Source organism: Dyadobacter sp. HNCC25DJ183 (assembly GCF_056895175.1).
In genome coordinates, this window is sequence record NZ_JBXHAP010000009.1 from 251,300 (window position 1) to 275,742 (window position 24,443).

Sequence of the window (24,443 nt, forward strand, 5' to 3'; positions counted from 1 at the left end):
AAACTACTTTATAACAGCCGCAAGATCGAGCTCAAAGCCCGGCAACACTGGTTCACCGGACAATTTAACATTTAATCCTTCGCGTATGATCACCGGCGCACCGGCCTGGTAAATGTAAACTTTCTTTTCAAACCTGTCGATCAGCCAGCCAAGTTGTGCGCCATTCTCCATGTATTCGTCCATTTTGTCGGTCAGGTACTTCAAATCATCCGACAGCGAGCGCACTTCAATAACAAAATCCGGACAGATAGGCGCGAATTTCTCCTGCTGTTCCGGTGTCAATGCATTCCACCGCTCTTCCCGGATCCAGGAAACATCCGGCGAGCGCACCGCCCCGTTGGGAAGTGTAAAGCCAGTTGAAGAATCGAACAACTCTCCTATCTGATTCTCTTTATTCCAAATACCAACCTCAGTGAGAATTCTGGAATTAAATCCACCTGTAAACGATCCTGTTGGAGACATAACGATAATATTTCCTTGCGAATCCCTTTCGAGCTCTAGTGTGTCATTCATTTGACAAAGCTGAAAGAATTGCTCCTCGTCCATTAAGTCTCCCATTTTCAGTGTCATAGGCAGTTCAAGTTTCATAACGATTTGAGTAAATGCTGCTTGATCAAAAATACGAAAAAATGAGTGAAGGAAATATGGAACGGCAGGCTTGAAAGGACCAAGGGTATTAACGAATTTCCAACCATACAGGACAATGATCTGAATGGACGGCATCATTGAATTGCCGGCTGGCGATGATACGATCCTGCAGACTATTACTTACGGAAATATAATCGATACGCCAGCCTTTGTTATTCCCTCTCGCGCCGGCGCGGTAAGTCCACCAGGAATACTGGCGTAAATCGGGGTTCATAAACCTGAATGCGTCGGTGTAGCCGCTGCCAAACCATTTTGTCATCCACGCGCGTTCCTCGGGAAGGAAGCCGGAGTTCTTTTTATTCCGGACAGGATCGTGGATATCGATTTCATTGTGAGCAATATTATAGTCTCCGCAGATGATCAGATTAGGCCGCTCTATCCGCAGCTCCTCTGCCCAGATGAAAAAATCAGCCAGAAAAGTCATTTTAACAGCCTGCCTGATCTCACCGCTGGTACCTGACGGAAAGTAACAGTTGAGCACCGTTACGTCGCCAAAATCGGCGCGGAGTACCCGGCCTTCCCGGTCATACGCCGGAATGGAGCAGCCTGCTGATACCAGGTCGGGCTTGATCTTTGAAAAAATCGCTACGCCGCTGTACCCTTTCTTTTCCGCAGAATGCCAGCCGATAAGCTCGTAACCCAGTGCTTCAAAGCCTGATAAATCAACTACGTCAGGAGTCGCCTTTACTTCCTGGAAACACAGGATATCAGCCGGATTTTGGCTCAACCATTCAATCAGACCGTTTTTCAGGGCTGCCCTGATCCCATTCAAATTGTAGGTAAGTATCTGCATAGCCAGACTGTTAATGCGGTTAATTGATCTTCACCCGTTTTCCGGTGGGCAGTGACTTCCATTTGTTTGTCGCCGACGGATCGGAGTACATCAGCCAGACGTCGTAAATACCCTCGGGCAACTTCGACTTGAACAGCGAATATCGGTAGCTGTTGCTGTAATAATTACCGCCTTTCAGCAATTCCGAAGCTTGATCAGGAACAGGAACAGCAGGCAGCACAACTTTGTATCGGGCAGATGCGAGTACAAAATACGAAGGTGCGGGCGAATTTTCATCCCGGACAGCCGTAAACTGATAATAGCGGGAAGGTACATTGTTATCCGTATTTCTGTAATGAAAAGTGGCATCGAATGTTCCCTGGAATTTGGTAGTAGTATCGGCAGTTTCTGTCAGGAGTCGCCCGGGCGCGGGTATGGTGTTGAACTGGTAAAAGTCGGTCAGTCCGCTGGCTTCAAGGGAGCTCACCAGATTTTTCATTCTTGTCGGGTGGTTCCAGAATGGGATATCACCAAACCGGTCGCCGGCAGTCAGGAAAGTATTGTAGTTTTTCCAATAGTAACTATCAATTACCAGATCGTCGTGCATTTTCCTGACTTGCACGATTGATAAATAGTAGCTAATGAAATTAAGCGAAACAAAGGTAAATGCAGAAAGTACCGCGATTACGTTCAACAGCTGTTTTTTATTTTTCATCAAAATAATAAAGCACAAATAAGCAGTAGCAAGCAGCGCGATACCAAAGATCATATACCGGCGGGAAAACACATTTCCGCCATACATCAGGTATGTGTTGATCGGCCGGCTGATCACAAACATAGCGCCGGTTCCCATTGAGAACATCATTGCCCCCCATAAAAACCAGTCACTCCACACAAGCTGCCTTTTAATAAAAACACGGAGCGACCAGCCGATAAATACCAGGAAAATGAAGCCGCCAAGCAGGATGCAGGCGATCAGATCTGAATGAAACTGCGGAACGAGCGGGTGGCGGACATCGAGAAAAAAGGCATTTCCCCAGAAGCCCAGCGCAAATATGAAGTTGAAAACAGGATGCGTCCAAACCTTGTCACCATTGGCGGGGATCACATTGTAATCAAACAGAAAATAGAATAAAACAAATGCAGCTGCCGCAGCCACCCAGCCCAGCAGCAAGCGAAAGCGCTTTTGGAATGCCAGAATAATAAATCCGATAATCCACGTCAGCAAGCCACTCCCACTTGTGAAGGTCGTTAACAATGCAGCCAGCAACCCAATGTAAAAACCTTTCTTATCACCGCGGCCGACTGCATAGGCAGTGACGAATGCGAAAAAAATGAGTGGCGTATTTTGAAGCGCCGCTATTCCCCAGTAAGCATTTTCCCAAAATACCAGATTGAAAAGCACATAGGGTACCGGTATGAAATAGTAAAAGGGAATGGACTCCTTTTTGAGTGCCTGGAAAAGCATGTAAAGAATCCCGAGCAAAAACAGGTCGCCTATGATAATCTGGGCTTTGATGTTGACGGTACCCGTAAAAAACACCATAACCAGCATCACAATGCGCTCGAACGCAAAGCGATGCTGGTTAACCTGTTCAAAAAGTGCTTTGGCAGCAGTCAGAAAATCCGGCGCTTTTCGGAGTTTGTCGACTGTTTCAAGCAGGTTGAAATCGTCGGTAAACGGAATGTTGACCAGGTGGGCATCCAGTATCAGGAAGAAGTAGATAACCGGTACAAAGATCAGGATGATCGCCAGCCACTTTCGTCCGATTGCCAGTTTGGGTGCAATAAACGTGGCGCCAAAAAGCAGAAAAAGGGCAACTACAAGGCCGAAATAAGCTGATAAGTGAGGATTATCTAAAAATAACTTCAAAATAGTGTCTGATTGTTGTTGCCAATACCGGAGGTTATTTCACCCCTGTGATCATCTGGCTTGTGATCTCTTTTTCAAATGTAATGTAGCCGGGATAGTCGACCTGCTTTCCAGCAATATCCAGCGTAGGCTTCACTTTGACGGTGAATTTGGTCGGTTTTGCGTCTGACTTGCCGGTTAGTGACAAGATCATGTTGACAAACTGGTCGCGTGTTTTATCGTTTGTCAGTAATTGGTACGCATTTGCATTCAGTTTTACGGGAACTCTCGTACTTCCGGTACCCGGCATTACTTCGATCAGCTGGCTGAGATACCCGTTGAAAATTTCGTTATCCGACAATAAAACCTTGTATTCAAGCTGGTTGATCGCTGCACGCTTTTTGGTAGGATTGGTGATATCCAGATTGACACGCAGATCCAGGGGAACATTCTTTCTTAGAAGTCCCAATGCGAGACCCGGATATTTGGCAAGATCAAAATCATTGAAACTGCGGATATTACGGAATTCACGTACATCAATGCCGCCGAGGTAAACACTATCAACAGACCGGATATCGTACTTGCATTCACCGAAAGTTTTGGCTTCGGAAACCTGCTTGCCGACTCCGCAAGAGGATAAAATGCCTGCAATTATCAATATCAGCCCAACAGCTAAGTTCTTTTTCATCATTAAATTTTTTTGCAAGTTAAACAGTAGGTATCAGAACGCATACTGCGTTTTTGCATTATTAGTTTAGCTCCATATTTTTTTGCCACGTTCGCACAAGCCTCTACATTTGCAGACTTTATTAATTCAATCGAAAGAAATTTATGGCAAGCTGGTATTTAGGAAAGATCAGGTATCAAAAAGAAGATGAGGCTGGAAGCTTGAAAACAATTAACGAAGTATATCTCGTGGATGCTGTTTCTTACACGGAATCCGAGGCGAGACTTTACAAGCAGATTGTGACCGGCGCCAGCGATTTCAGTGTGACCAGCATTACAAGAATGCGCCTGGCCGACCTGTTTGCCTACGAAGAAGGCGAGCAGTGGTTCAAAGCCAAGGTGATTTACTTTTCAGTTGATGAAAAAAGCGGAAAAGAGAAGAAAATCGTGAACTACATGCTGGTGAATGCAGACGGCATCCAGCAGGCGCTTGACCGGATCAATGAAAGTATGCGCAACTTCCTGATCCCTTACGAAACTACAGATATTAACCTCACCCCCATTCTGGATGTATTCCCGTACACTTCCGAGGAAGACCAGGAGCCCGAGATTCCGGCAAACATGCGGCCGCTTTCAGAAGTGAAAGCTGAACGTGAGCTTGCTGAGAATGCATAAATGTAAGAACCTGGATTTGTGTCCAAAATGATGTAAATCCAGGTTTATACTTTAATCATTCACCTTCAATACCTGGTAATCTTTCGTTACCGCCAGAAAAGGATCTTTTTCCAGGCTGACCAGTGTGAGGATCAGATCTTTCGAACTAATCTCCGTTACCAGCTGATTACTTTGCAGCAGGTGCATATAATCGAATGTAACAGGCAGGCTTACAGCGCCTTCCACAAATTCCATTCCGTACAATGGATACACACTGAAAGGTGTTTGCGTGAGCCACACTTTGTCTTTGTTGTCGGAAGTTGCGTAGGTGATATCATATTCCTCGCTCGTTAAGCCGAAATCAACGCGTTTGTTTCCTGTCGGAATGCAATAGGTTGTAAAGTTCTCTTTTTGCTCGGCTTTTGTTTCCGCATCCGGTTTCAATTCTTTCACCAATTCATTGATCCTGATCTTTTTACCATTATCGTCTTTGCCGCAGTAAATGTACTTTCCATCAGGAAATCCGATCACGAAATCGAATGCTTTTCCACCTTCACCAAAACTGCTCTCCTTTTTGAAACACATAGCGCCGGTGACAGGGTCCAGGTAAATTTTCAGCTTGCCACTCGTTTTATCGGCTTTATTCTGATAGTCGAATACAAGTGAGTGACTGAAATAATATTGTCCCTTTTCGGGCTTCCATTGCAATGCACGCTGCTTGTCTGCCGCGATTTTCTTTGGAGCTTGTGCCAATGCGTTTTGCTGTGCGCACGCGATAATCAGTATGAAGGCAAGAACCTTGCAAATCTTTTTCATCTCAAAATCTGGTTTAAAGTATGCAATCTAAAAAGAGCCCGGAAGAAAAACCAGGCACTTACCCGTTTTGATGGAGCGTCCAGCGTGCACGCACTTCTGATTTAATGGGAACGTTGTAACTTGCGCCGCATTTGCATTGATTCCATGAAGTTCGAAACAAGGACCATTTTATTACAACCGGGAAAGCGCATTTACTTTTCGTCCGACTATCACCTGGGTGTTCCTTCACCTGCCAGCAGCCGCGAGCGTGAAAAGTTGATCGTCAGCTGGCTTGCTTCTATCGAGCACGATGCGCAGACTATTTTCCTTGTCGGCGACCTTTTCGATTTCTGGTTTGAGTACAAAACGGTTGTTCCAAAAGGTTTTGTAAGGTTGCTGGGAAAGCTGGCGGAACTAAGCGATAAAGGCATTGAACTCATCATATTCACCGGAAATCACGATATGTGGATGTCGGGGTACCTTACACAGGAAATCGGGGCTTCCATTTACCGGAACCCGGTGAGCTTCGATTTTGTGACTAGTCTGGGGACTACGAAGGTGCTGGTAGGTCACGGAGACGGACTTGGGCCGGGCGATAGTACTTATAAATTCTTAAAGCGCATTTTCGAGAGCCCTTTTTTCCAGCTGATTTTCAGGATAACCCACCCCGATTTCGGGATCTGGATCGCTACTGCCTGGTCCCGGCGCAGCCGCCTGGCAAATGTGAATAAAGGAGAAGAGCGTTTTTTGGGGGAAGATAATGAGTGGCTTTTTCAATATTGCAAAGAGGTTGAGTTGAAAGACCCGCACCACTTTTACATTTTTGGCCACCGCCACCTCACGCTTGATATGCAGGTAAATGCACGTTCGCGCTACATTAATTTAGGCGAATGGGTTACGCAACAGCATTATGCCGTTTTTGACGGAGCTAAAATGGAATTGAAAAAGTATGTACGCGGTACTGTCTAGTTAGTACCGCTTTTCTTGGGGCTTTCAGATTCGGAAGGCGGGATAAAATCCTGCTTGGTGATATTTTCCCTCGGAGCAGCATTCAGGTCTTTGCGCCAGTCTTTTTGTTTCAAATCTCCTTTTTTAACCGACTTGATAAAGTTAGCCCACGCAAAAGGGTTCAGGAATGGGAATGTAGTTGCAAACCCCTTGCCTGCGGCAGACTCACGTCCAAACATCAACTGGTCCATGGAGTACCGGTAGTTGGTTTGTGCATTATTGGGTACCTGGGCCGCCATTCTGTTGATATAATCGGGGTCGGTACTCTTAGCAAGTGCATCCCTGTCCGCCTGATCCGGCAACTTCAACTCAAGAAATGCTTTTTTGAATTCTTCTTCTGTCGAGTAAGGATAAATCGTTACGCCTGTAAGTGTTACGACATCTTCACGTAATGCTACGATCGCTGAGTAAATATCTGAGTTGTAGTTCCTCGGTACAATGTGATATTGATTTTTATACCCTACATAGCCAAAAACAATGCTGTCGCCGGGAAATACCTTAATCGTGAATGAACCGTCACTTCTGGAAAGTGTACCGCGTCCTGCATTCACTATAAAGATCGTTGCGCCCGGAAGGATTTCGGTTTGCTTTCCACCGACTACCATACCCGAGAAGGTAATGGCTTTCTGTTCACCCTGTGCAAACGCCTCGCGGCCCGATACCAGTCCTGCAATTACCAACAGCAATATTAAAAAACTACGTTTCATTCTTTCGAGGTTATACTTTGGAACCGTTGGAGTAATATGTTGCGGTCTTCAAAGTTTCATATTCAGTACTGACAGACCTTATTTGTTAGAAGTGCGTGTAAAATTTCATTCCTGATTTTAAAACGAGCCGCCTGGTAAGGGATTGCCCCGCTACCTGATAAAGCCTCAATTGTCAGGAAAATAACTTTAAAAAGGTAACAATAAATGGCGCAGAGAGCAGCAGTCCGTCAAAACGGTCGAGAAATCCTCCGTGGCCAGGGATACTACTGCCGGAGTCTTTGATGGCGATGCTTCTTTTGAAGAGCGACTCAACCAGGTCGCCGTAAGTGCCCAGAACAACAATTATTGCCCCGATACAGTACCATTTCCAAGGTTCGAAGGTACGGAAATAATGCCCCAAAGCAAACGCGATAACGGCAGCGAATGCGGCACTTCCCATAGCGCCTTCCCAGGATTTTTTGGGCGAAATCCGCTCAAACAATTTCCTTTTCCCAAACTTGGTCCCTGCAAAATACCCACCAATATCAGAGGCCCACAATAACAGCAGGCTTCCCAAAACAATCTCGTAATTATACCGTCCGCCGCGCATAGCCATCACAATAATGAGTGAAAAAGGCAGGGCTACATAAATGATCCCTAAGAAGGTGAAACCGATGTTGGTAAATGGTTTCAGATCATTTTTCTTGTAAAGCTTGATAAAGAAGATCATTGACAGCAGCGGGCTGATAATGAAGTAATTTTCAAACGGAACAATGTCCTGCTCTATCAAGTACGCAAGTAACATCATAACTGTGCCACAGAACGTACCATAATATGTAAGTGGCTGATTTCCATCGAGTCCCAGCAGCTTGTAAAATTCGAGCTGAGTCAGCGAGCTGATGGAACAAAAAAGCAGTAGGAAAGTGAGTTCACTGTAAAGGATACAACCAATTATGACAATTACACCGGCTAAGCCTGTTATAGTTCTTTGCTGTAAGTTATTCAGATTGCTTAATTGTGTCTTCATTCATTAATATCGTTTGAGCCCGGTCTAGTTCACTGGCAGGAACGTGCACTTCGCACATTCCAAAAATCGGATAACTGCTATCCTTTTTATTGACAATTACTGCCGGAATTCCATTTTGCTCGAGTATTTCCCTTGCTATCTCTGCCCTGATCATTTGCGAGCTTTGATATGCTTTTATCCAATTCTCATCCATTTTCTTGAAATATAGTTAAAATTATCCCCTTCGTCCCGAACCGGCACCCGTCATACCCAGCTGCCTGATATACCTGAGAATGCCCGCAGACAAAAACAGAGATGCGGTAATCAGCAGCAGCGGCATTGATTTGGTTTCTTCTATGTTGATATCGATCATGCCCAAGTTGTGCAGGTACATCATCACCAGCACAAATCCATTATTTACAAAATGCGCCAGTACCGCAACCCAAAAGTTGCCTGTCCAGTAAAACAGGTAACCGAACAATGCGCCCAGCATCATTCTTGGTAAAAATCCATAAAACTGAAAATGAATCGCGCTGAAAATTGCGGCAGAAGCCCAGATCGCCACATGCGGATTGTTGGTTGCTTTAAGCAGTTTCGTTTGTATTACACCGCGAAAAAGCGCCTCCTCTCCTACTGCCGGCAGAAGCGTTACCACAAACAATGCGATAAGGAGCTGGCTGAATGTTTTATAGTTTGTCAAAAAGGCGGTCATCACAGAAAGCTGATCCTCCTTTTGCCGCATCCAGATTTCAAGCCCGGACAGTGCTTCCGGCAAATTCATAGCTGCATTCCACTCGATAAACTTGCTGTTGAGGGGAATAAATACAAGTACCAGCAAAAAAGCGAACAGCCAGATAACAGGCGAAGGATGCTGCCGGGTATTGACCTCACGTATCGGTTTCTTGTCAATATAAATCCAGAAAAGTACCGAAGGCAGCAGGTAAGAGAAGAAATGTACGGTCCCCTGCAAAACCATTAATGCGTACCAACCGTTATGAACTTTCGCAGGGGTAGTAATCAGTTGATTGAGAAGTACGGTTACACCTACCTGATCGGAAGAGAAAAACAGCGCCAGGATCACGACGGCCAGGATATTCCCCACCGCCATTCCGATGAGCACAAAACCGGTCAAAACCAACAAACTGCCCCACACAGTAGGTGCCCGGGAAACCACCAGATCCTGATTACTATTTTGCATAATTGGTGTAAATTTACAGTTTATTATGAATTTAAAAATAAACGCTTAACAAACAAGAGGGTTTAAACTGTTAAGTAAAATCGCTGTTTAAACGGCAATCAAACAGAAATGGTCAAGATAGGAAACATAGAACTGAGCGATTTCCCATTGCTTCTCGCGCCCATGGAAGATGTGAGTGATCCTCCTTTCAGAGCAGTGTGCAAGGAAAACGGGGCAGATCTGATGTATACAGAATTTGTATCGTCAGAAGGGCTGATCCGCGACGCAGCAAAAAGCGTGCAGAAACTCGATATTTTCGAATACGAGCGGCCGGTGGGCATTCAGCTTTTCGGCAGTGATGTAGAGACTATGGGATCCTGCGCTGAAATAGCATCGCGTGTGAATCCTGATCTGATTGACATCAATTATGGTTGTCCCGTTAAAAACGTGGCTTGCCGAGGCGCGGGTGCTGCATTGTTACAGGATGTGCCGAAGATGGTTAAGATGACCGAAGCGGTGATCAAGTCAACGCATTTGCCGGTAACTGTGAAAACGAGGCTGGGCTGGGATGAAAATACCAAGAATGTGCAGGAGGTTGCAGAGCGGTTGCAGGATATCGGCATTAAAGCACTATCGGTTCACGGCCGCACGCGCGTGCAGATGTACAAAGGCGAAGCAGACTGGTCGCTGATCGCCAGGATCAAGGAAAATCCGCGCATCACGATCCCAATTTTCGGCAATGGAGATGTGGATACTCCCGAAAAGGCAGTTGAATACAAAAACCGTTTTGGCGTTGACGGTATCATGATCGGCCGCGCAACAATTGGGAACCCCTGGATCTTCAATGAGATCAAACATTATATGAAAACGGGTAAAAAGCTGGCCCCGCCTACGATGGAGCAGCGCGTGGATGTTTGCCGCCGTCACCTCGAATTTTCTATCCGCTGGAAAGGACCTGTGGCAGGTGTATTCGAAATGCGCCGTCATTATACCAACTATTTCAAAGGTTTGGATCATTTCAAACCTTACCGGATGCGGCTGGTGGAGGCAATGACCTTTGATGAACTTGATTTTATACTGAAAGAAATCGCCAACGATTACAGCGTAATGGTATGTTAAAAGTCTCGGTTGCCAACAATGCTTCAAATGGGAATACCTCTAATACCGGTGAAAACAGATCGGTAGCAGTTGAAAAAACAGGCGATGGTTGGCTGATCGGCGACAAGCTCTTTGACGGAGATATCGTATCCATTGCCCAGGGTCGTTTTCATATCATCTGGAACAGCAAATCATATAATGTTGAGATCCTTGAAAGGAATGCAGCGGAAAAGTCCGCGCGGCTGCTGGTCAACGGCGTGGAATATTTCACATCCGCCAAAGACCAGCTTGACCTGCTTTTGGAGGGAATGGGTCTTCAAAGCACCGCTTCCCAGAAAATCAACAATATCAAAGCCCCTATGCCGGGACTGATCCAATCCGTCGCAGTAGCCGAAGGAGACCAGATCAGCAAGGGGGACCACCTGCTTGTACTGGTCGCCATGAAAATGGAAAATGTGATCAAATCATCCAGAAACGGCATAATCAAGTCATTGAAAGTAGCACCGGGGGAAATAGTTGAAAAAAACCAGGTATTATTGGAGTTTCAATAAATTACTTGGTATTCTGAACTCAGTCCGCTTATTTTTACGGCCGAAAACACCGATATCATACCATGCCCGAACCAAAATACAAACGTTTACTACTTAAACTAAGCGGTGAAGCGCTTAATGGTGGCGATAAGGCCCAGGTGATTGATTTCAACATTCTGGACAATTACGCAAAGGAAATTAAAAGGATTGCTGATGTCGGGGTTCAGATCGCGATCGTAATCGGGGGCGGCAATATTTTCCGCGGCGCCTCTGTTGAAAAGTCCGGGATTGACCGGGTTCAGGGCGACCACATGGGTATGCTGGCAACAGTTATCAACGGAATGGCGATCCAAAGCTCACTCGAAAAACACGGCATTCACACCCGCCTGATGTCCGCAATCAAAATGGAACAGGTGTGTGAACCCTTGATCCGCCGCCGCGCGATTCGTCACCTTGAAAAAGGCCGGGTCGTTATTTTTGGTGCAGGAACAGGTAATCCATACTTTACTACTGACACCACGGCAGGTCTCCGCGCCATTGAATCCGAATCAGAGGTGGTTTTAAAAGGAACCCGCGTAGACGGTGTCTATACTGCAGATCCTGAAAAAGACCCTTTTGCCGTAAAGTATTCCACGCTGAGTTTCGACGAAGCATTGTCCAAGAACCTCAAAATAATGGACCTTACGGCTTTCACGCTTTGTAAGGAGAACAACCTGCCAATTATTGTTTTTGATATGAACAAACCCGGCAACCTGTACGATCTGGTCATGGGAGAAGAGGTAGGAACGCTTATATCCAACTAGCTGAACCGCATATTTTAAAAACCAATGGAAGAAATAGAATTATATCTTGACGACGCCAAGGATACCATGGAAGGCGCTATCAAACACCTCATCATCGAATTAGGTAAAATACGCGCCGGAAAAGCATCGCCACAAATGCTGGAAGGCCTTCAGATCGAATACTACGGTTCAATGACTCCTTTGCAGAATGTGGCTACCATCAACACGCCGGATGCAAGAACCATCGCAATCCGCCCTTTTGAAAAGAAGATCATCAATGAAATCGAAAAGGCGATCCGTAATGGTAACCTTGGATTTGCGCCTTCAAATGATGGGGAAATGATCCGTATTTCGGTACCACCTTTGAACGAGGAGCGGAGGAGAGAGCTGGTGAAACGCGCTAAAAACGAAATTGAAACAGCGAAGATCAACATTCGTAACATTCGCCAGGATGCAAATAATTCACTTAGAAAGCTGACGAAAGAAGGTGTTGCGGAGGATTTGGTTAAAATAAGCGAAGACCGCGTACAAAAGCTGACTGACGGCTACATTTCAAAAGTAGAGCAGATCTTCAATGCGAAAGAAAAAGAGATCATGGAAGTGTAACCACTTTACCTGATCTACATAAATGAAAAAACCCGCTTGAAGCGGGTTTTTTCATTTAATCTATTTCGTAGCGCTGAATCCTTCGAAACCACGGTGATTGGATTCTTCGTAAAGCCGCTCGGTTGGAAGGCTGCGGAAGTAATCGTAAGTAATTCGAAGTCCTTCCTCACGGGAAACTTTAGGCTCCCAGCCCAGTATCTCTTTTGCTTTGGTAATATCAGGCTGACGTTGTTTCGGATCATCCTGCGGAAGCGGCTTGTAAACCACTTTCTGGTCAGTTCCTGTAAGCTTAATGATTTCCTCAGCGAACTGGCCGATGGTAATCTCACCAGGGTTACCGATGTTGACCGGCAAAGAATAATCGCTCATCAACAGGCGGTAAATACCTTCTACCAGATCGTCCACATAACAGAAAGACCGGGTTTGTGTTCCGTCCCCGAAGACAGTGATATCCTCGCCACGAAGCGCCTGACCAATGAATGCAGGCAATACACGTCCGTCATTCAATCGCATTCTCGGACCATAAGTATTGAAAATCCGTACGATCCTGGTTTCAAGCTCGTGGTAACGGTGGTAAGCCATTGTAATTGCTTCCTGGTACCTTTTCGCTTCGTCGTAGCAGCCTCTCGGACCAATCGGGTTTACGTGTCCCCAATAATCTTCCGTCTGCGGATGCACGAGCGGGTCACCATATACTTCCGAAGTGGAAGCGATAATGAAACGCGCTTTTTTCACACGTGCAAGCCCAAGCAGGTTGTGGGTACCCATCGCGCCTACTTTCAGCGTCTGGATTGGGATTTTCAGGTAATCGATCGGACTGGCGGGAGAAGCGAAGTGCATAATGTAGTCCAGCTCGCCAGGAATGTGCACGTACTTGGTTACATCATGATGGTTGAATTCGAAATTCGGATTGGGCATCAAATGCTCAATATTCCGCATATCGCCTGTAATCAGGTTATCCATTCCGATCACATACATTCCCTCCTTTAAAAACCGTTCACAGAGATGTGAGCCTAAAAAACCTGCGGCCCCGGTGATTAATACACGTTTCATTAAAAATGAGATAAGTTAAATTAAAATACTTCTTGATCAGGCTGGAACTACCTTCTCACGTCCGATGCTGTAATAAGTGTAACCATTTTCACGCATCTGATCCAACTCGTAAAGGTTTCTTCCGTCGAAAATTACCCGATTTTTCAGCAACTTACCCATTTTCTCAAACTCAGGTGTACGGAACTGCGGCCATTCTGTGAAAATCACAAGTGCATCTGCATCGTCCAGCGCCGCGTAAGGTGTGTGGCAGAAAGTAATCTTGTCTCCCAAAATACCTTTTACATTGTTCATCGCCTCCGGATCGTAAACAGTTACATTCGCACCTGCTTCCAGTAACGCTTCGATATTTTCAAGCGCCGGCGCCTCGCGGATATCGTCTGTGTATGGTTTGAAAGCCAATCCCCAAACCGCAATTGTTTTTCCTTTCAGGTCTCCGTTGAAATAATTTTCGATCATCGGAAGCAATTTCTTCTTCTGGTCGTCATTTACATCCATTACTGATTTCAGGATGCGGAAGTCATAATTGAAATCCCTTGAAGTTTTGGCAAGCGCCTGAACGTCTTTCGGGAAGCAGCTTCCACCATATCCGATACCTGCAAAAAGGAAACGCTTTCCAATGCGGCTGTCAGTACCGATACCACGACGGATATCATCTACGTTCGCACCCACTTTCTCGCAAAGGTTCGCGATCTCATTCATAAAGGTAATTTTCATTGCCAGGAATGAGTTAGCCGCATATTTGGTCATCTCGGCCGAACGCTCGTCCATAAAGATCACCGGGTTACCTTGTCTTACCAATGGAGCGTATAGTTTCTCCATTACTTTCTTCGCTTTATCAGAAGTAGTACCAACCACAACGCGGTCCGGCTTCATGAAGTCTTCAACCGCAACACCTTCTCTTAAGAACTCGGGGTTGGATACAACGTCGAAATCAATTTTAGCATTTTTTGCAATCGCAGCACTTACCTTTTCGGCTGTTCCCACGGGAACTGTGCTTTTGTCAACGATTACTGCATATTGTTCCAGAATAGGGCCGAGATCGTCAGCCACTTTCAGGATATACTTCAAATCAGCGGATCCGTCTTCTCCCGGAGGTGTTGGCAAAGCAAGGAATATAACCTGCGCACCTTTAATCCCTTCGGCAAGGTTAGTCGTAAATAGCAAGCGGCCTTCTGCGACATTTCGGTCGAAAAGCACATCAAGTCCTGGCTCATAAATGGGAATCTCTCCCTTTTGCAACCGTTCTACTTTTTTAACGTCAATGTCGACACAAGTCACCTGGTTGCCTGTTTCGGCGAAGCAGGTACCCGTAACCAAACCAACATAACCTGTTCCTACAACTGCGATTTTCATAAAATGTAAAAATTGTTATATAACGTATATCGTGAGCAAAATACTAATGCAATCTATTGTATTTATCTAAGTAATGCCAACGCAACCGGTTGCAAAAGTAATTTTTTTAAATGAATGTTCACCGCGGCCCTGCCGATTTGTTCGTTAGTGGTTAGTGAATGGGGCGAAATCTCGTTATCATTGGTAAATACAAAATTTAATAACAACACGCATGGACACACCTAATTTGGAGAGCACGCAGGCTGAAAGGAACGAAACCTGCCATTTAATAGAAGAAACAGTGCGGGATTTCGCCGCAATGCATATAAAACCATACATCAGGACCTGGGATGAACAGCAGTATTTTCCGAGAGAATTGTTCCAAAACCTGGGTGAACTGGGTTTAATGGGTATGCTGGTACCCGAAGAATATGGAGGTTCCGGATTAGGCTATCAGGAATATGTGACTGCCATTATTGCGCTCTCCAAAGTAGATCCGTCGGTTGGATTGTCCATGGCGGCGCATAATTCGCTTTGTACAAATCATATATTGATGTTTGGCAACGCATCGCAGAAATCTGCCTACTTACCGAAGCTTGCTACCGGCGAATTCGTCGGAGCGTGGGGCCTTACAGAGCCAAATACCGGCTCTGACGCTGGTAATATGCGCACGACAGCCGTGAGAAAGGGCGACGGCTGGGTATTGAACGGTTCCAAAAATTTCATCACAAACGGGAAGACCGGCGATGTGGCCGTTGTAATTACCAGAACAGGCGAGCCCGGTGACAAACACGGCGCAACCGCATTCATCATCGAGCAGGGAACACCGGGGTTTTCGGCCGGAAGAAAAGAAGATAAGCTTGGAATGCGTTCCTCCGAAACGGTTGAGCTGATTTTTGAGGACTGCCACATTCCTGACTCACAACGTTTGGGAGAGATCGGCGACGGATTTGTACAATCTCTGAAAATACTGGATGGCGGAAGGATTTCCATTGCTGCTCTCTCGGTGGGTACAGCATTGGGTGCTTATGAAGCTGCACTCGCCTATTCCAGGGAACGCCGGCAATTCGGGAAGGCAATCTGTGATTTCCAGGCAATTGCATTCAAGCTCGCTGATATGCACACCGACATTCAGGCTTCTACATTACTCACATTTCATGCAGGCGCATTGAAAGATGCAGGCAAAAAAGTGACATTGGAGAGTTCTGTGGCCAAATACCACGCTTCTGAAACTGCCGTGCGAGTTGCCAACGAAGCAGTCCAGATATTCGGCGGTTACGGGTTTGTGAAGGACTACCCGGTTGAGAAGTTCTATCGCGATAGCAAGCTTTGTACCATTGGAGAAGGAACAAGTGAAATTCAGAAAATGGTAATTTCAAAAGAAATATTGAAAGATTAATATTTCTGTCACCACCTATCCTTTTATTAAACCGGCAGGCAAGTTTCTGCCACGTTAATCAAAGAAGCATTGCAACCCTATCTGGTTATGGCTATTTTCGCAATAAACCTTAACTAAGTTGCTATGACTTCACTGATTGTATTGCTGGTTCTCGTCGTGCTGACTGTTTTGATGACAGTCAAGGTAGTTCCTCAACAAACTGCCTATATCCTGGAACGATTAGGTAAATTCTACGCAGTACTTCAACCTGGGATCAACTTCATTATCCCGTTTTTTGATCGGATCGCATATAAGTACACCCTCAAAGAATCGGCGATCGACATTCCCGAGCAGATATGTATCACACGCGATAATGTGCAGGTGCGCATGGATGGTGTGATCTTCATTCAGGTGATTGATCCGAAGAAGGCGGCTTATGGTATAGCAGACTACACTTTTGCAGTTATCCAACTTGCTCAAACCACCATGAGGAGCGAGATAGGAAAGCTGGATCTTGATAAAACATTTGAAGAAAGAATGACGATCAACCGGGCTGTTGTTGAATCCATCGATGAAGCGGCAACCGGTTGGGGCGTGAAGGTTTTACGATATGAGATCAAAAATATAACCCCTCCTCAAAGCGTACTGAATGCAATGGAAAAACAAATGCAGGCTGAGCGCGAGCGCCGGGCTGTCATTCTGCAGTCAGATGGAGAAAAGCAGGCTGCTATCAATGTGGCTGAGGGACAAAAACAAAAGGTTGTACTGGAATCAGAAGGTTTGAGATTAAGGCAAATCAATGAAGCGGAAGGTGAAGCTGCCGCCCTGCGATCGGTAGCGGAAGCTACTGCAGAAAGTATCAGGCTCGTAGCAGAGGCTATTAAGACAGAAGGCGGATCGGAAGCAGTGCAGCTGAAAGTGGCTGAAAATTATGTGGAACAATTCGGTAAGCTGGCCAAAGCAGGAAATACCCTTATTATTCCCGCCAACCTTGCTGATGTGGGATCGCTCATTGCCACAGCTTTAACAGTTGTCAAATCAGAACAGAAAAAATAGTATGGATTTGTCGCTGCCCCAAATTTGGCTTATTGTTGGACTGGTGATGCTGCTCGCAGAACTGGTCAGTATTTTACTCGTATTCGTATTTTTTGCAATAGGTGCATTAACCACTTCATTACTCACGCTGCTCGGCGTTTTACCCACAACAGAAAGTCAGATTCTTGCATTCTCTGCCATTTCCCTCGTTTCACTACTGGTTCTCAGAAAACACGCCAGAAGGCTCCTCGACCGGACAGGTGATACAGGCTACACCGAGTTCATAGGCGAGACTGCCATGGTTATTAAAGATATTCCTTTGAATGGGGAAGGAAAGATATACTACCGGGGAGCAGAATGGAAAGCACTTGCCAGTAATCAGAACTCAATCCCGGCAGGCAGCAAAGTGGTTATTAAAAGAACAGAAGGAATTGTTCTGATTGTGGAGGAAAGCTAGGGGAACTTCGGCAGTCGGCTGTCAGCTATCAGCTTTATTCACTTAAGCTGACGGCCGACAACCGAAGTACATTCTACTTCTTCAATGCCTCTTCGACCGCATTCCCTACATTTCCGCTTCCTGGGAGAATGCGCAGCAGTGCGGCGATAGTGGGGGCGATGTCTGAAACGTGTGTTCTTCTTACCGTTTCGCCTTTATTGATCCCCCAGCCAAAAAGCACGAAGGGTACCTGGGTATCGTAGTTGTAGGGAGTTCCGTGGGAGGTACCGGTTGCAGTTCCGTAAAACCAGCCGGGCTGCGAAAGCACCTGAATATCGCCGCTCCTTTTTGCATTGATATTATTCTTGTACAACTCGGCCTGATAAGTGTTCAAAGGTGCCTTGCCAATATCGCTGAGATCAATTACATCTGCGATGCCGGGAACCGTCAATGCCGCCTCTTTTACAACCTTCGAAACATCCGACACGCTTATTTTCTTCTTCTTCAACAATTCATGATCCAGGTACAGCTGGTTGTTGTCCGTGCTGATCACATACTTACCTTCTCCGAATCCTTCATTTAATGCCTCGGTAACGGTTTTGGTAAGCAGCTTGCGATCTACCAATCCGGAAGGCAGCTTATGTTCTGCTGCAAAGCCGGGAACATCCACCACGCCGTGATCGGCTGTGAGGAACACGGTATACTGGCCTTTCCCAACCCAACCATCAAGAAAATTGAAAAGATCAGCGAATTCACGGTCGAGACGAAGAAAATCGTCCTGCTGCTCAATGGAATTAGGCCCAACCCTGTGTCCTATTTTATCTGTTGAAGAAAAGCTGATTGCCAGAAAATCTGTATCTGCACCTTTACCTAACTTCTCTCCCTTGATTGCTTCTATCGCCATTTCTTTCGTGATCGTATTCCCCCAGGGGGTATCTGTTACCACACCAAAAGCGTCCCCTGCCAGGCCAGCAAGCTCATAAGGAAAAACAGGCTTCTTCGCACCAGGCAATTTACCTTCCCAAGCCACGTCGTCCGGTGAGCTTTGTGTGTAGCTTTCAGCAGGTAACAACAACTCCCAGCCTTTTTTCAAGTATTCCGAAGGCATTTTCTTCGCATTATAATCCTTTACCCATTGCGGGAGATCTTCCATGTAGAAGCTGCTGGTAACCCAGTTACCCGTTTTGGAATCAAACCAGTAGGCTGCATTCGCAGTGTGGCCGGCAGGCAAAATAGAGCCACGGTCTTTAATAGCGACACCTATTGTTTTAGAGCGGAAGTTAGTAGCAATGCGGAGCTGGTCTGTAACAGTGCTGGTAAGCAGATTTTTTGGCGACATTTTGCCTACACTGCCGGTAGTGCTGCCCACCGTTTTCACCGTACTGTCTTCTACACAATATACCTCCTGTTTTTTAATGGGATCAAACCACTCATTTCCAACAATCCCGTTAATTGCCGGAACAGAACCTGTGTAAACCGAAGCGTGACCAGCCGCTGTAACTGTCAATGCATAAGGATAATGATTATTCCGGCAGTTAAAACCTTCATTCATCATCCGCTTGAAACCACCTTCTGTATATTGATCGTAATACCGGTAAAGGTAATCGTACCGCATCTGGTCGACCACAATACCTACAACCAGTTTGGGGCGGGCAAGTGTTGCCGGCTTTGTTGCGGCACTTTTCTTGGCAGTTTGGGCATTTGCGCCCAATGCTACCAACAGGCAGAGAACTACTTTTTTCACACTATAAGGATTTAGATTAAACTATTATATAACTGAACTTCAACTTTCAGCCGCTTGATTCTACTTTTTCAATGCTTCTTCAACAGGGTTCCCGACATTTCCGCTTGGTGGCAAAATGTGCAGCAATGCAGCGATTGTCGGTGCGATATCGGCGATAGTGGTGCGTTTTAGAGTTTCACCCTTGTTCACGCCCCAGCCATAAAGCAGGAAAGGAACGTGGGTATCGTAATTGTAAGGTGTGCCGTGGTCAGTACCAGTACCAAAGCTGGAAGCAAACCAGCCCGGTTGGAGGATCAGCTGCAAGTCCCCGCTGCGTTTTGCATTGATATTGTTCTTGTACAATTCAAGCTGATAAGTGTTCAAAGGCGCCTTTCCGATATCCCTGAGATTGATGATATCGGCTATTCCATCGGCAGACAAAACCGTATTTCGCAGCAGCTGATACGCATCTTCAACCGTAACTTTCTTTTTCTTCAAAACCGCCTTATTGAAATAGATCTGGTAGTTTTCGAATGCAGCGATGTAGTCCGCCTCTCCGTAAGCATCGTTCATTGCTTTAACAATGCTGCGCGTCAATGCAGTTGCGCTTAAAAGACCTGCGGGTAGTTTGTGCTCCTGCCAAAAAGCCGGAACGTCCATTGCGCCGTGATCGGCTGTCAGAAAAACGGTATAATTGCCTTTGCCTGTCCAGGAATCCAGAAAATTGAAGAGCTCGGCAAACTCCATATCCAGTTTCAGGTAATTATCCTCCTGCTCCACGGAGTTGGGACCGAACATGTGACCAATGCGGTCGGGCGACGAAAAGCTCACTGCCAGAAAATCGGTATCTGCCCCTTTTCCTAAATTCTCGCCTTTAATAGCAGCGATCGCCATTTCTTTTGTCAACGTATTACCCCAGGGCGAAGTAGTAACCGGACCGAATGCATCGCCTGCATTCCCGACAAGTTCGTGCGGGAAAGTGGTTTTATTATTGGAGGTGATCAAACCTTCCCAAACCACCTCATCCTTGCTGCTCTGGCTGTATTGATCAACCGGAAGAAGTGTTGACCAGCCTTTTCCGGCATATTCCGCCGGCTTTTTTAAGCTGTTATAGTCGGTAACCCATTTCGGCAATGCGGGCATATAGTAAGTGCTTGTCACGAAATTGCCCGTTTTTGAATCAAACCAATATGCACCGCTTGCGGCGTGGCCGGCCGGCAAAATCGAAGCACGGTCTTTAATAGCCACACCTATTGTCTTTGAGCGGAAGTTGGTAGCAATGCGAAGCTGATCAGTTACGGTACTCACCAGCAAATTGCGCGGCGACATTTTCCCAACGGTAACATTACTGCTGCCAACAGTCGCAACTGTATTATCATCGGTACAATAAACCCCTTTTTGCGCTGCATTATCATACCATTCATTTCCAATGATCCCATTGATAGCAGGCATTGATCCCGTGTACACCGCAGAGTGTCCCGCCGCAGTCACCGTCAATGCATAGTGGTAGTGGTTATTGCGACAGTTGAAGCCTCCATTCATCAGCCTTTTCAATCCGCCTTCCTTGTACTTGTCGTAGTATCGGTACAGATAATCGTAGCGCATCTGATCCACCACGATGCCGACTACCAGCTTTGGCCGCGCAAGTTTTGCAGGTTGTGGCGCTGTTTTCGACTTAGTCTGACCTTGTGCGGAATATTGGCTTGTTCCAGCCAGAAAACATGCAAGAACAATGGCGTAGATTGATTTCATAAGAAGTGGGTTCGATACCGCTGATTTGTAGATAATGTCGCAAAGTTAAACATGTACACCTAGTAAAGCAGAAAACCGGCGCTTTTTGCTGCCGGTTTTCTGTTCAACTTTCAGGTTGCATTACTTTTTCTCACTTCCGCCCATTTTACCTGGTGCGCCTTGATTAGGAGCTCCTTTTTTAGCTTTTTCAAAATCCCCTGCTTTAATAATGACAAGCTTGTTATAATCAATGTGCTTGTTAAATGCAGCTTTGATCTGCTCGGGAGTCAGTGCCTCAATCTTTTTCTCAAAATCCGCATCCCACTGCATGGTACGGTTGAGATAAAGGTTATTGGTCAGTGTGCTGGTCAGAGATGCATCCTGCGAACGTGCTACCTGACGCGATTGCAGGTAACCTGACTTAGCAGCCTTCAACTCTTCGGCTGTAAAACCTTCCTTCAACACCTTGTCAATTTCCTCTTTAAATGCAGCTTCAAGCTTCTCCGCATTCTCAGGCGCATAAATGGCGTAAGACATGAAAGTGCCGCTTTTGTCAAGCGAGCTGGCAGAGAATTGCGATCCTACACCATAGCTCAACCCGTCTTTCTGCCGGATGCGGGTTGCCAGGCGAGAGTTCAAAAATCCGCCTCCGAGCATGTAATTACCCATAATCAATGCGGGATAGTCAGGGTCCGTGTCTTGCAGCGGCATTCCCATTCCTGCTACAAACATCGCATTTGCTTTGTCCGGCGTTTCAAGCGCCTTGTTTTCGGCTTTTACAGCCTGGTAAGGTGAAGCAATCCGTGTAAATGGCTTCGCGCTTTTCCAGGTTCCGAATTCTGCATTGATGATCTTTTCCACCGCAGCTTTATCAAAGTCGCCCACCACCGTTGCAGATGCATTCCCTGCTCCGTAAAAATCCTTGTGAAACTGGCGGATATCTTCAATCTTAGCAGCTTTGACATTCGCAATATCTTCATCAAATGTACCTACGTAGCGGATATCGCTTTTAGGATAAGGGCTTGTAATGCGGCGGTACTGGTTAAATGCGATCGCCTGCGGCTCACTTTTCTGGGATTCAATGCCCGCAAGTTCTTCCTGTTTCAGTTTTTCAAATTCGCTTTCGTCAAATGCAGGTGTTTTCAAAACTTCGGCAACCAGCTTCAATACAGCCGGCAGGTTTTCCTTGGTTGTTTCAATGTTCGCACCTGCCTGGTTATTCGCGCCAAAGAAGCTGACACGCGCTTTCAGCTTGTCAAATTCGTCCTTGATCTGCTGACGCGTTTTGGTTTTTGTCCCCTTATCAAGCATCGATCCCGTCAGATCCGAAATCGTAGCCTTGTTCATCAGACTTTTTTCATCGCCATAGCGGAGCGTGATCCTGGCTGCTACCACATTACCGCGTGTTTTCTTGGGTAACAATGCAGTTTCAATGGTATTCGGCTTTTCAACTCTGGTTGTTCTCGATTCGATATTCATTGGAGAAGGATCAAATGCCTCTCCCTCGGCTACCACCGCTTCTCCTTTGTAGTTCTTCACAAGGTCTTCCACTTTGGGCGCCTCGGGAATTTCTGCGCGTACGGGTTTTGCATCCGGCGTAAATGTTCCTAATGTGCGGTTCGAAGGTTTGAAATAATACTGCGCAACCTTGAATACATCGTCAGGAGTTACTTTACGGATATTATCCCTGAACAAAAATGCAAGCCGCCAGTCGCCGGTGGCAATGGATTCGCTGATACTCAACCCTACCCTTTCAGAATTACGAAATTCCAGATCCCAGTTTTTCAGGATTGTGGTTTTAGCCCGCTCCACATCTTCGGCAGACGGTTTTAGCAATGCAGTTGAATCCAGGGTAGCCACAAAAGCCTGCCTCGCTTCGTCGAGGGATTTCTCTTTCAACACTTCGGCACCAAACAGCACAAAGCCCGGATCATACAACTGGAAGCTGAAACCGAATTCCGAAGAAGCTTTTTTGGTATCCACCAGGTTTTTATAAAGCCGCCCGTTCGGCTCTGTGGTGAGCAGCTCGGTCAGCACTTCCATAGCAGGATAATCAGCGTGCGAGCCTGGCATGATGTGGTACATTGCCATCAGCAACTGCACATCGCCTGTCCTTTTCAGTTCCACAAAACGCTCTCCGTCCTGAGTTGGCTCCACCGTATGCGATTTTGGCAAGGTACGTGCAGGTTTTGCTATTTTGCCAAAGTATTCGTTGACCATTGCCAGCGTTTTCGCCTCGTCGATTTTCCCCGCAACAGTTACAACCGCATTGTCGGGCTGGTAATATTTTTTGTAAAAAGCCTGCAAATTCTCGATCGGTACCTTCTCGATATCAGACCTGTTTCCAATCGTAGACTTCCCGTAGTTATGCCACAGGTATGCCGACGAAATCACCCGCTCCATCAATACATTAAACGGGCTGTTTTCCCCGGATTCAAATTCATTGCGCACCACGCTGAACTCACTGTCCAGATCCTTTTTAGCAATAAAGGAATTGACCATTCTGTCAGATTCCAGATCGAGCGCCCATTTCAGGTTCTCCTCGGTAGCTGAAAACGTTTCGAAATAGTTGGTTCTGTCGTACCAGGTAGTACCATTCGGGCGTGCGCCGTGTTCGGTGAGCTCCTGCGGGATATTCGGATGCTTGGGTGAACCTTTAAACACAAGGTGTTCCAGCAAATGCGCCATTCCCGTTTCGCCATATCCCTCGTGGCGAGAGCCCACCAGGTATGTAACATTCACGGTGATGGTCGGCTTGGAAGGATCGGGGAACATCAATACTTTCAATCCGTTTTCCAGGTTATACTCTGTGATACCTTCCACGGAGGTCACTTTCGTGACACCTTTTGGAAGGGTTTGTGCCAGCAATGGAGCCGACAGCAGCGTGGACAGCAGCAAGCCGACCACCTTTCTTTTAGAATTCATGACCATATCAGAGTGAATTGAATTAGATTTACAATGCTTGAAAATAATGCAGAATATTTCATGAAACAACGGCTTTCTGATAAAAGGTAAGAGGATCCGGTTGCAACATTTTGGCCACCTTTGTGTGTATATGTTTATTTCAAATCATTAAGAATGAAACCCTTTAAAGCAGCTTTTAGCATTATCAGTCTTTTATCAGCAGCCTTTTTGTCGAGCTGTTCCAGCGGCATTCCCATTTCTACCAACACCAAATATCCCATCGAGGTACTGTACGAAAATCAGACTGTCGACCGGCCTTATACGGAGATCGGCGTGGTTGAAATCAGCAGTGAAGATTCATTGACGAGAGAACAAACGCAGGACAGAAGAATGATGTACCGCGGCAACGATGCCAAAACAAAGGAGCTGCTGACTGCGCGGCTGGTGATGAAAGCCCAGAAGATCGGGGCCGACGCCATTATCCATGTGCAGTACAAGTACTATACAAGTGTAAAAAGTGAAGGATATATGCTCAGCGGATTGGCTGTGCGGTATAGGGGAGAATAAGAGG

At 46.2% G+C, this 24,443-nt stretch carries 24 protein-coding genes; 10 read left to right on the plus strand and 14 right to left on the minus strand.

The window, feature by feature from the left end; all coding sequences use genetic code 11:
• Nucleotides 1-3: 3 nt before the first annotated feature.
• The 4 genes from AC1XTG_RS22780 to AC1XTG_RS22795 all read right to left on the minus strand — a co-directional run bounded on the left by AC1XTG_RS22780 (nt 4) and on the right by AC1XTG_RS22795 (nt 3,960).
• Nucleotides 4-588: a Uma2 family endonuclease gene (locus AC1XTG_RS22780; protein ID WP_056286223.1), complete on the minus strand. Its 585-nt coding sequence runs from the start codon at nt 586-588 to the stop codon at nt 4-6.
• An 88-nt stretch (nt 589-676) separates the two neighbouring features.
• The gene (locus AC1XTG_RS22785; RefSeq protein WP_484843556.1) at nt 677-1,441 is read right to left on the minus strand and encodes an exodeoxyribonuclease III; all 765 of its coding nucleotides are present in this window, start codon (nt 1,439-1,441) and stop codon (nt 677-679) included.
• A 19-nt stretch (nt 1,442-1,460) separates the two neighbouring features.
• Nucleotides 1,461-3,293, minus strand: a complete 1,833-nt coding sequence (locus AC1XTG_RS22790) for a hypothetical protein (protein WP_484843557.1) — start codon at nt 3,291-3,293, stop codon at nt 1,461-1,463.
• Nucleotides 3,294-3,327: 34 nt separating this feature from the next.
• Nucleotides 3,328-3,960, minus strand: coding sequence for a hypothetical protein (locus tag AC1XTG_RS22795; protein WP_056286229.1), 633 nt, complete (start codon nt 3,958-3,960; stop codon nt 3,328-3,330).
• Nucleotides 3,961-4,103: 143 nt separating this feature from the next.
• On the opposite strand from AC1XTG_RS22795, the gene AC1XTG_RS22800 reads away from it, so the two are divergent.
• Nucleotides 4,104-4,613, plus strand: a complete 510-nt coding sequence (locus AC1XTG_RS22800) for a DUF4494 domain-containing protein (RefSeq protein ID WP_056286232.1) — start codon at nt 4,104-4,106, stop codon at nt 4,611-4,613.
• 51 nt (nt 4,614-4,664) lie between these two features.
• Here AC1XTG_RS22800 and AC1XTG_RS22805 read toward each other — a convergent pair whose 3' ends face one another.
• The gene (locus tag AC1XTG_RS22805; protein WP_484843558.1) at nt 4,665-5,408 is read right to left on the minus strand and encodes a hypothetical protein; all 744 of its coding nucleotides are present in this window, start codon (nt 5,406-5,408) and stop codon (nt 4,665-4,667) included.
• A 144-nt stretch (nt 5,409-5,552) separates the two neighbouring features.
• Here AC1XTG_RS22805 and AC1XTG_RS22810 point away from each other — a divergent pair, with 144 nt between their 5' ends.
• Entirely contained in the window at nt 5,553-6,356 is an 804-nt protein-coding gene (locus AC1XTG_RS22810) for a UDP-2,3-diacylglucosamine diphosphatase (RefSeq protein ID WP_484843559.1), read from the plus strand.
• Here the strand turns inward: AC1XTG_RS22810 and AC1XTG_RS22815 are convergent.
• The 4 genes from AC1XTG_RS22815 to AC1XTG_RS22830 all read right to left on the minus strand — a co-directional run bounded on the left by AC1XTG_RS22815 (nt 6,353) and on the right by AC1XTG_RS22830 (nt 9,285).
• Nucleotides 6,353-7,102, minus strand: coding sequence for a carboxypeptidase-like regulatory domain-containing protein (locus AC1XTG_RS22815; protein ID WP_056286239.1), 750 nt, complete (start codon nt 7,100-7,102; stop codon nt 6,353-6,355). The genes AC1XTG_RS22810 and AC1XTG_RS22815 overlap by 4 nt on opposite strands.
• Before the next feature lie 172 nt (nt 7,103-7,274).
• Nucleotides 7,275-8,108 carry a phosphatidate cytidylyltransferase gene (locus AC1XTG_RS22820; RefSeq protein WP_056286243.1) on the minus strand — a complete coding sequence of 278 codons (834 nt, stop codon included), beginning with the start codon at nt 8,106-8,108 and terminating at the stop codon, nt 7,275-7,277.
• A complete protein-coding gene (locus AC1XTG_RS22825) occupies nt 8,080-8,301 on the minus strand; it encodes a putative signal transducing protein (RefSeq protein WP_056286245.1) in 222 nt (73 codons plus the stop codon). Before AC1XTG_RS22825 ends, AC1XTG_RS22820 begins: the two co-directional genes overlap by 29 nt.
• Nucleotides 8,302-8,322: 21 nt before the next feature.
• Nucleotides 8,323-9,285, minus strand: a complete 963-nt coding sequence (locus tag AC1XTG_RS22830) for a CPBP family intramembrane glutamic endopeptidase (protein ID WP_484843560.1) — start codon at nt 9,283-9,285, stop codon at nt 8,323-8,325.
• A 108-nt stretch (nt 9,286-9,393) separates the two neighbouring features.
• On the opposite strand from AC1XTG_RS22830, the gene dusB reads away from it, so the two are divergent.
• The 4 genes from dusB to frr all read left to right on the plus strand — a co-directional run bounded on the left by dusB (nt 9,394) and on the right by frr (nt 12,280).
• Nucleotides 9,394-10,383 (plus strand): tRNA dihydrouridine synthase DusB, encoded by a 990-nt coding sequence (gene dusB / locus AC1XTG_RS22835; protein ID WP_484843561.1) that lies wholly within the window; start codon nt 9,394-9,396, stop codon nt 10,381-10,383.
• A complete protein-coding gene (locus tag AC1XTG_RS22840) occupies nt 10,377-10,913 on the plus strand; it encodes an acyl-CoA carboxylase biotin carboxyl carrier protein subunit (protein ID WP_484843562.1) in 537 nt (178 codons plus the stop codon). Before dusB ends, AC1XTG_RS22840 begins: the two co-directional genes overlap by 7 nt.
• Nucleotides 10,914-10,975: 62 nt before the next feature.
• On the plus strand, nt 10,976-11,695 hold the full coding sequence (gene pyrH / locus AC1XTG_RS22845) for a UMP kinase (protein WP_056286255.1): 720 nt from the start codon (nt 10,976-10,978) through the stop codon (nt 11,693-11,695).
• A 24-nt stretch (nt 11,696-11,719) separates the two neighbouring features.
• Nucleotides 11,720-12,280 carry a ribosome recycling factor gene (gene frr, locus AC1XTG_RS22850; protein WP_056286258.1) on the plus strand — a complete coding sequence of 187 codons (561 nt, stop codon included), beginning with the start codon at nt 11,720-11,722 and terminating at the stop codon, nt 12,278-12,280.
• Nucleotides 12,281-12,340: 60 nt separating this feature from the next.
• Here the strand turns inward: frr and AC1XTG_RS22855 are convergent, their stop codons facing one another.
• Together AC1XTG_RS22855 and AC1XTG_RS22860 are read right to left on the minus strand one after the other, a co-directional pair.
• A complete protein-coding gene (locus AC1XTG_RS22855; protein ID WP_484843563.1) occupies nt 12,341-13,333 on the minus strand; it encodes a UDP-glucuronic acid decarboxylase family protein in 993 nt (330 codons plus the stop codon).
• A 36-nt stretch (nt 13,334-13,369) separates the two neighbouring features.
• Nucleotides 13,370-14,686, minus strand: coding sequence for a UDP-glucose dehydrogenase family protein (locus tag AC1XTG_RS22860; protein ID WP_484843564.1), 1,317 nt, complete (start codon nt 14,684-14,686; stop codon nt 13,370-13,372).
• A gap of 211 nt (nt 14,687-14,897) precedes the next feature.
• Between AC1XTG_RS22860 and AC1XTG_RS22865 the strand changes: the two genes are divergently transcribed.
• From AC1XTG_RS22865 to AC1XTG_RS22875, 3 genes are all read left to right on the plus strand, one after another.
• A complete protein-coding gene (locus tag AC1XTG_RS22865; protein ID WP_484843565.1) occupies nt 14,898-16,064 on the plus strand; it encodes an acyl-CoA dehydrogenase family protein in 1,167 nt (388 codons plus the stop codon).
• A gap of 123 nt (nt 16,065-16,187) precedes the next feature.
• On the plus strand, nt 16,188-17,099 hold the full coding sequence (locus tag AC1XTG_RS22870; protein WP_056286268.1) for an SPFH domain-containing protein: 912 nt from the start codon (nt 16,188-16,190) through the stop codon (nt 17,097-17,099).
• A 1-nt stretch (nt 17,100) separates the two neighbouring features.
• Nucleotides 17,101-17,535: an NfeD family protein gene (locus tag AC1XTG_RS22875; RefSeq protein WP_484843566.1), complete on the plus strand. Its 435-nt coding sequence runs from the start codon at nt 17,101-17,103 to the stop codon at nt 17,533-17,535.
• Nucleotides 17,536-17,608: 73 nt separating this feature from the next.
• Here AC1XTG_RS22875 and pafA (AC1XTG_RS22880) read toward each other — a convergent pair whose 3' ends face one another.
• The 3 genes from pafA (AC1XTG_RS22880) to AC1XTG_RS22890 all read right to left on the minus strand — a co-directional run bounded on the left by pafA (AC1XTG_RS22880) (nt 17,609) and on the right by AC1XTG_RS22890 (nt 23,893).
• Nucleotides 17,609-19,258 carry an alkaline phosphatase PafA gene (pafA, locus tag AC1XTG_RS22880; RefSeq protein WP_484843567.1) on the minus strand — a complete coding sequence of 550 codons (1,650 nt, stop codon included), beginning with the start codon at nt 19,256-19,258 and terminating at the stop codon, nt 17,609-17,611.
• A gap of 60 nt (nt 19,259-19,318) precedes the next feature.
• Nucleotides 19,319-20,989: an alkaline phosphatase PafA gene (pafA, locus tag AC1XTG_RS22885; protein ID WP_484843568.1), complete on the minus strand. Its 1,671-nt coding sequence runs from the start codon at nt 20,987-20,989 to the stop codon at nt 19,319-19,321.
• Between the two features lie 120 nt (nt 20,990-21,109).
• Nucleotides 21,110-23,893, minus strand: coding sequence for a M16 family metallopeptidase (locus tag AC1XTG_RS22890; RefSeq protein WP_484843569.1), 2,784 nt, complete (start codon nt 23,891-23,893; stop codon nt 21,110-21,112).
• A 153-nt stretch (nt 23,894-24,046) separates the two neighbouring features.
• Between AC1XTG_RS22890 and AC1XTG_RS22895 the strand changes: the two genes are divergently transcribed.
• Complete coding sequence (locus tag AC1XTG_RS22895) at nt 24,047-24,439, plus strand: hypothetical protein (protein WP_484843570.1); 393 nt, start codon at nt 24,047-24,049, stop codon at nt 24,437-24,439.
• Nucleotides 24,440-24,443 lie beyond the last annotated feature (4 nt).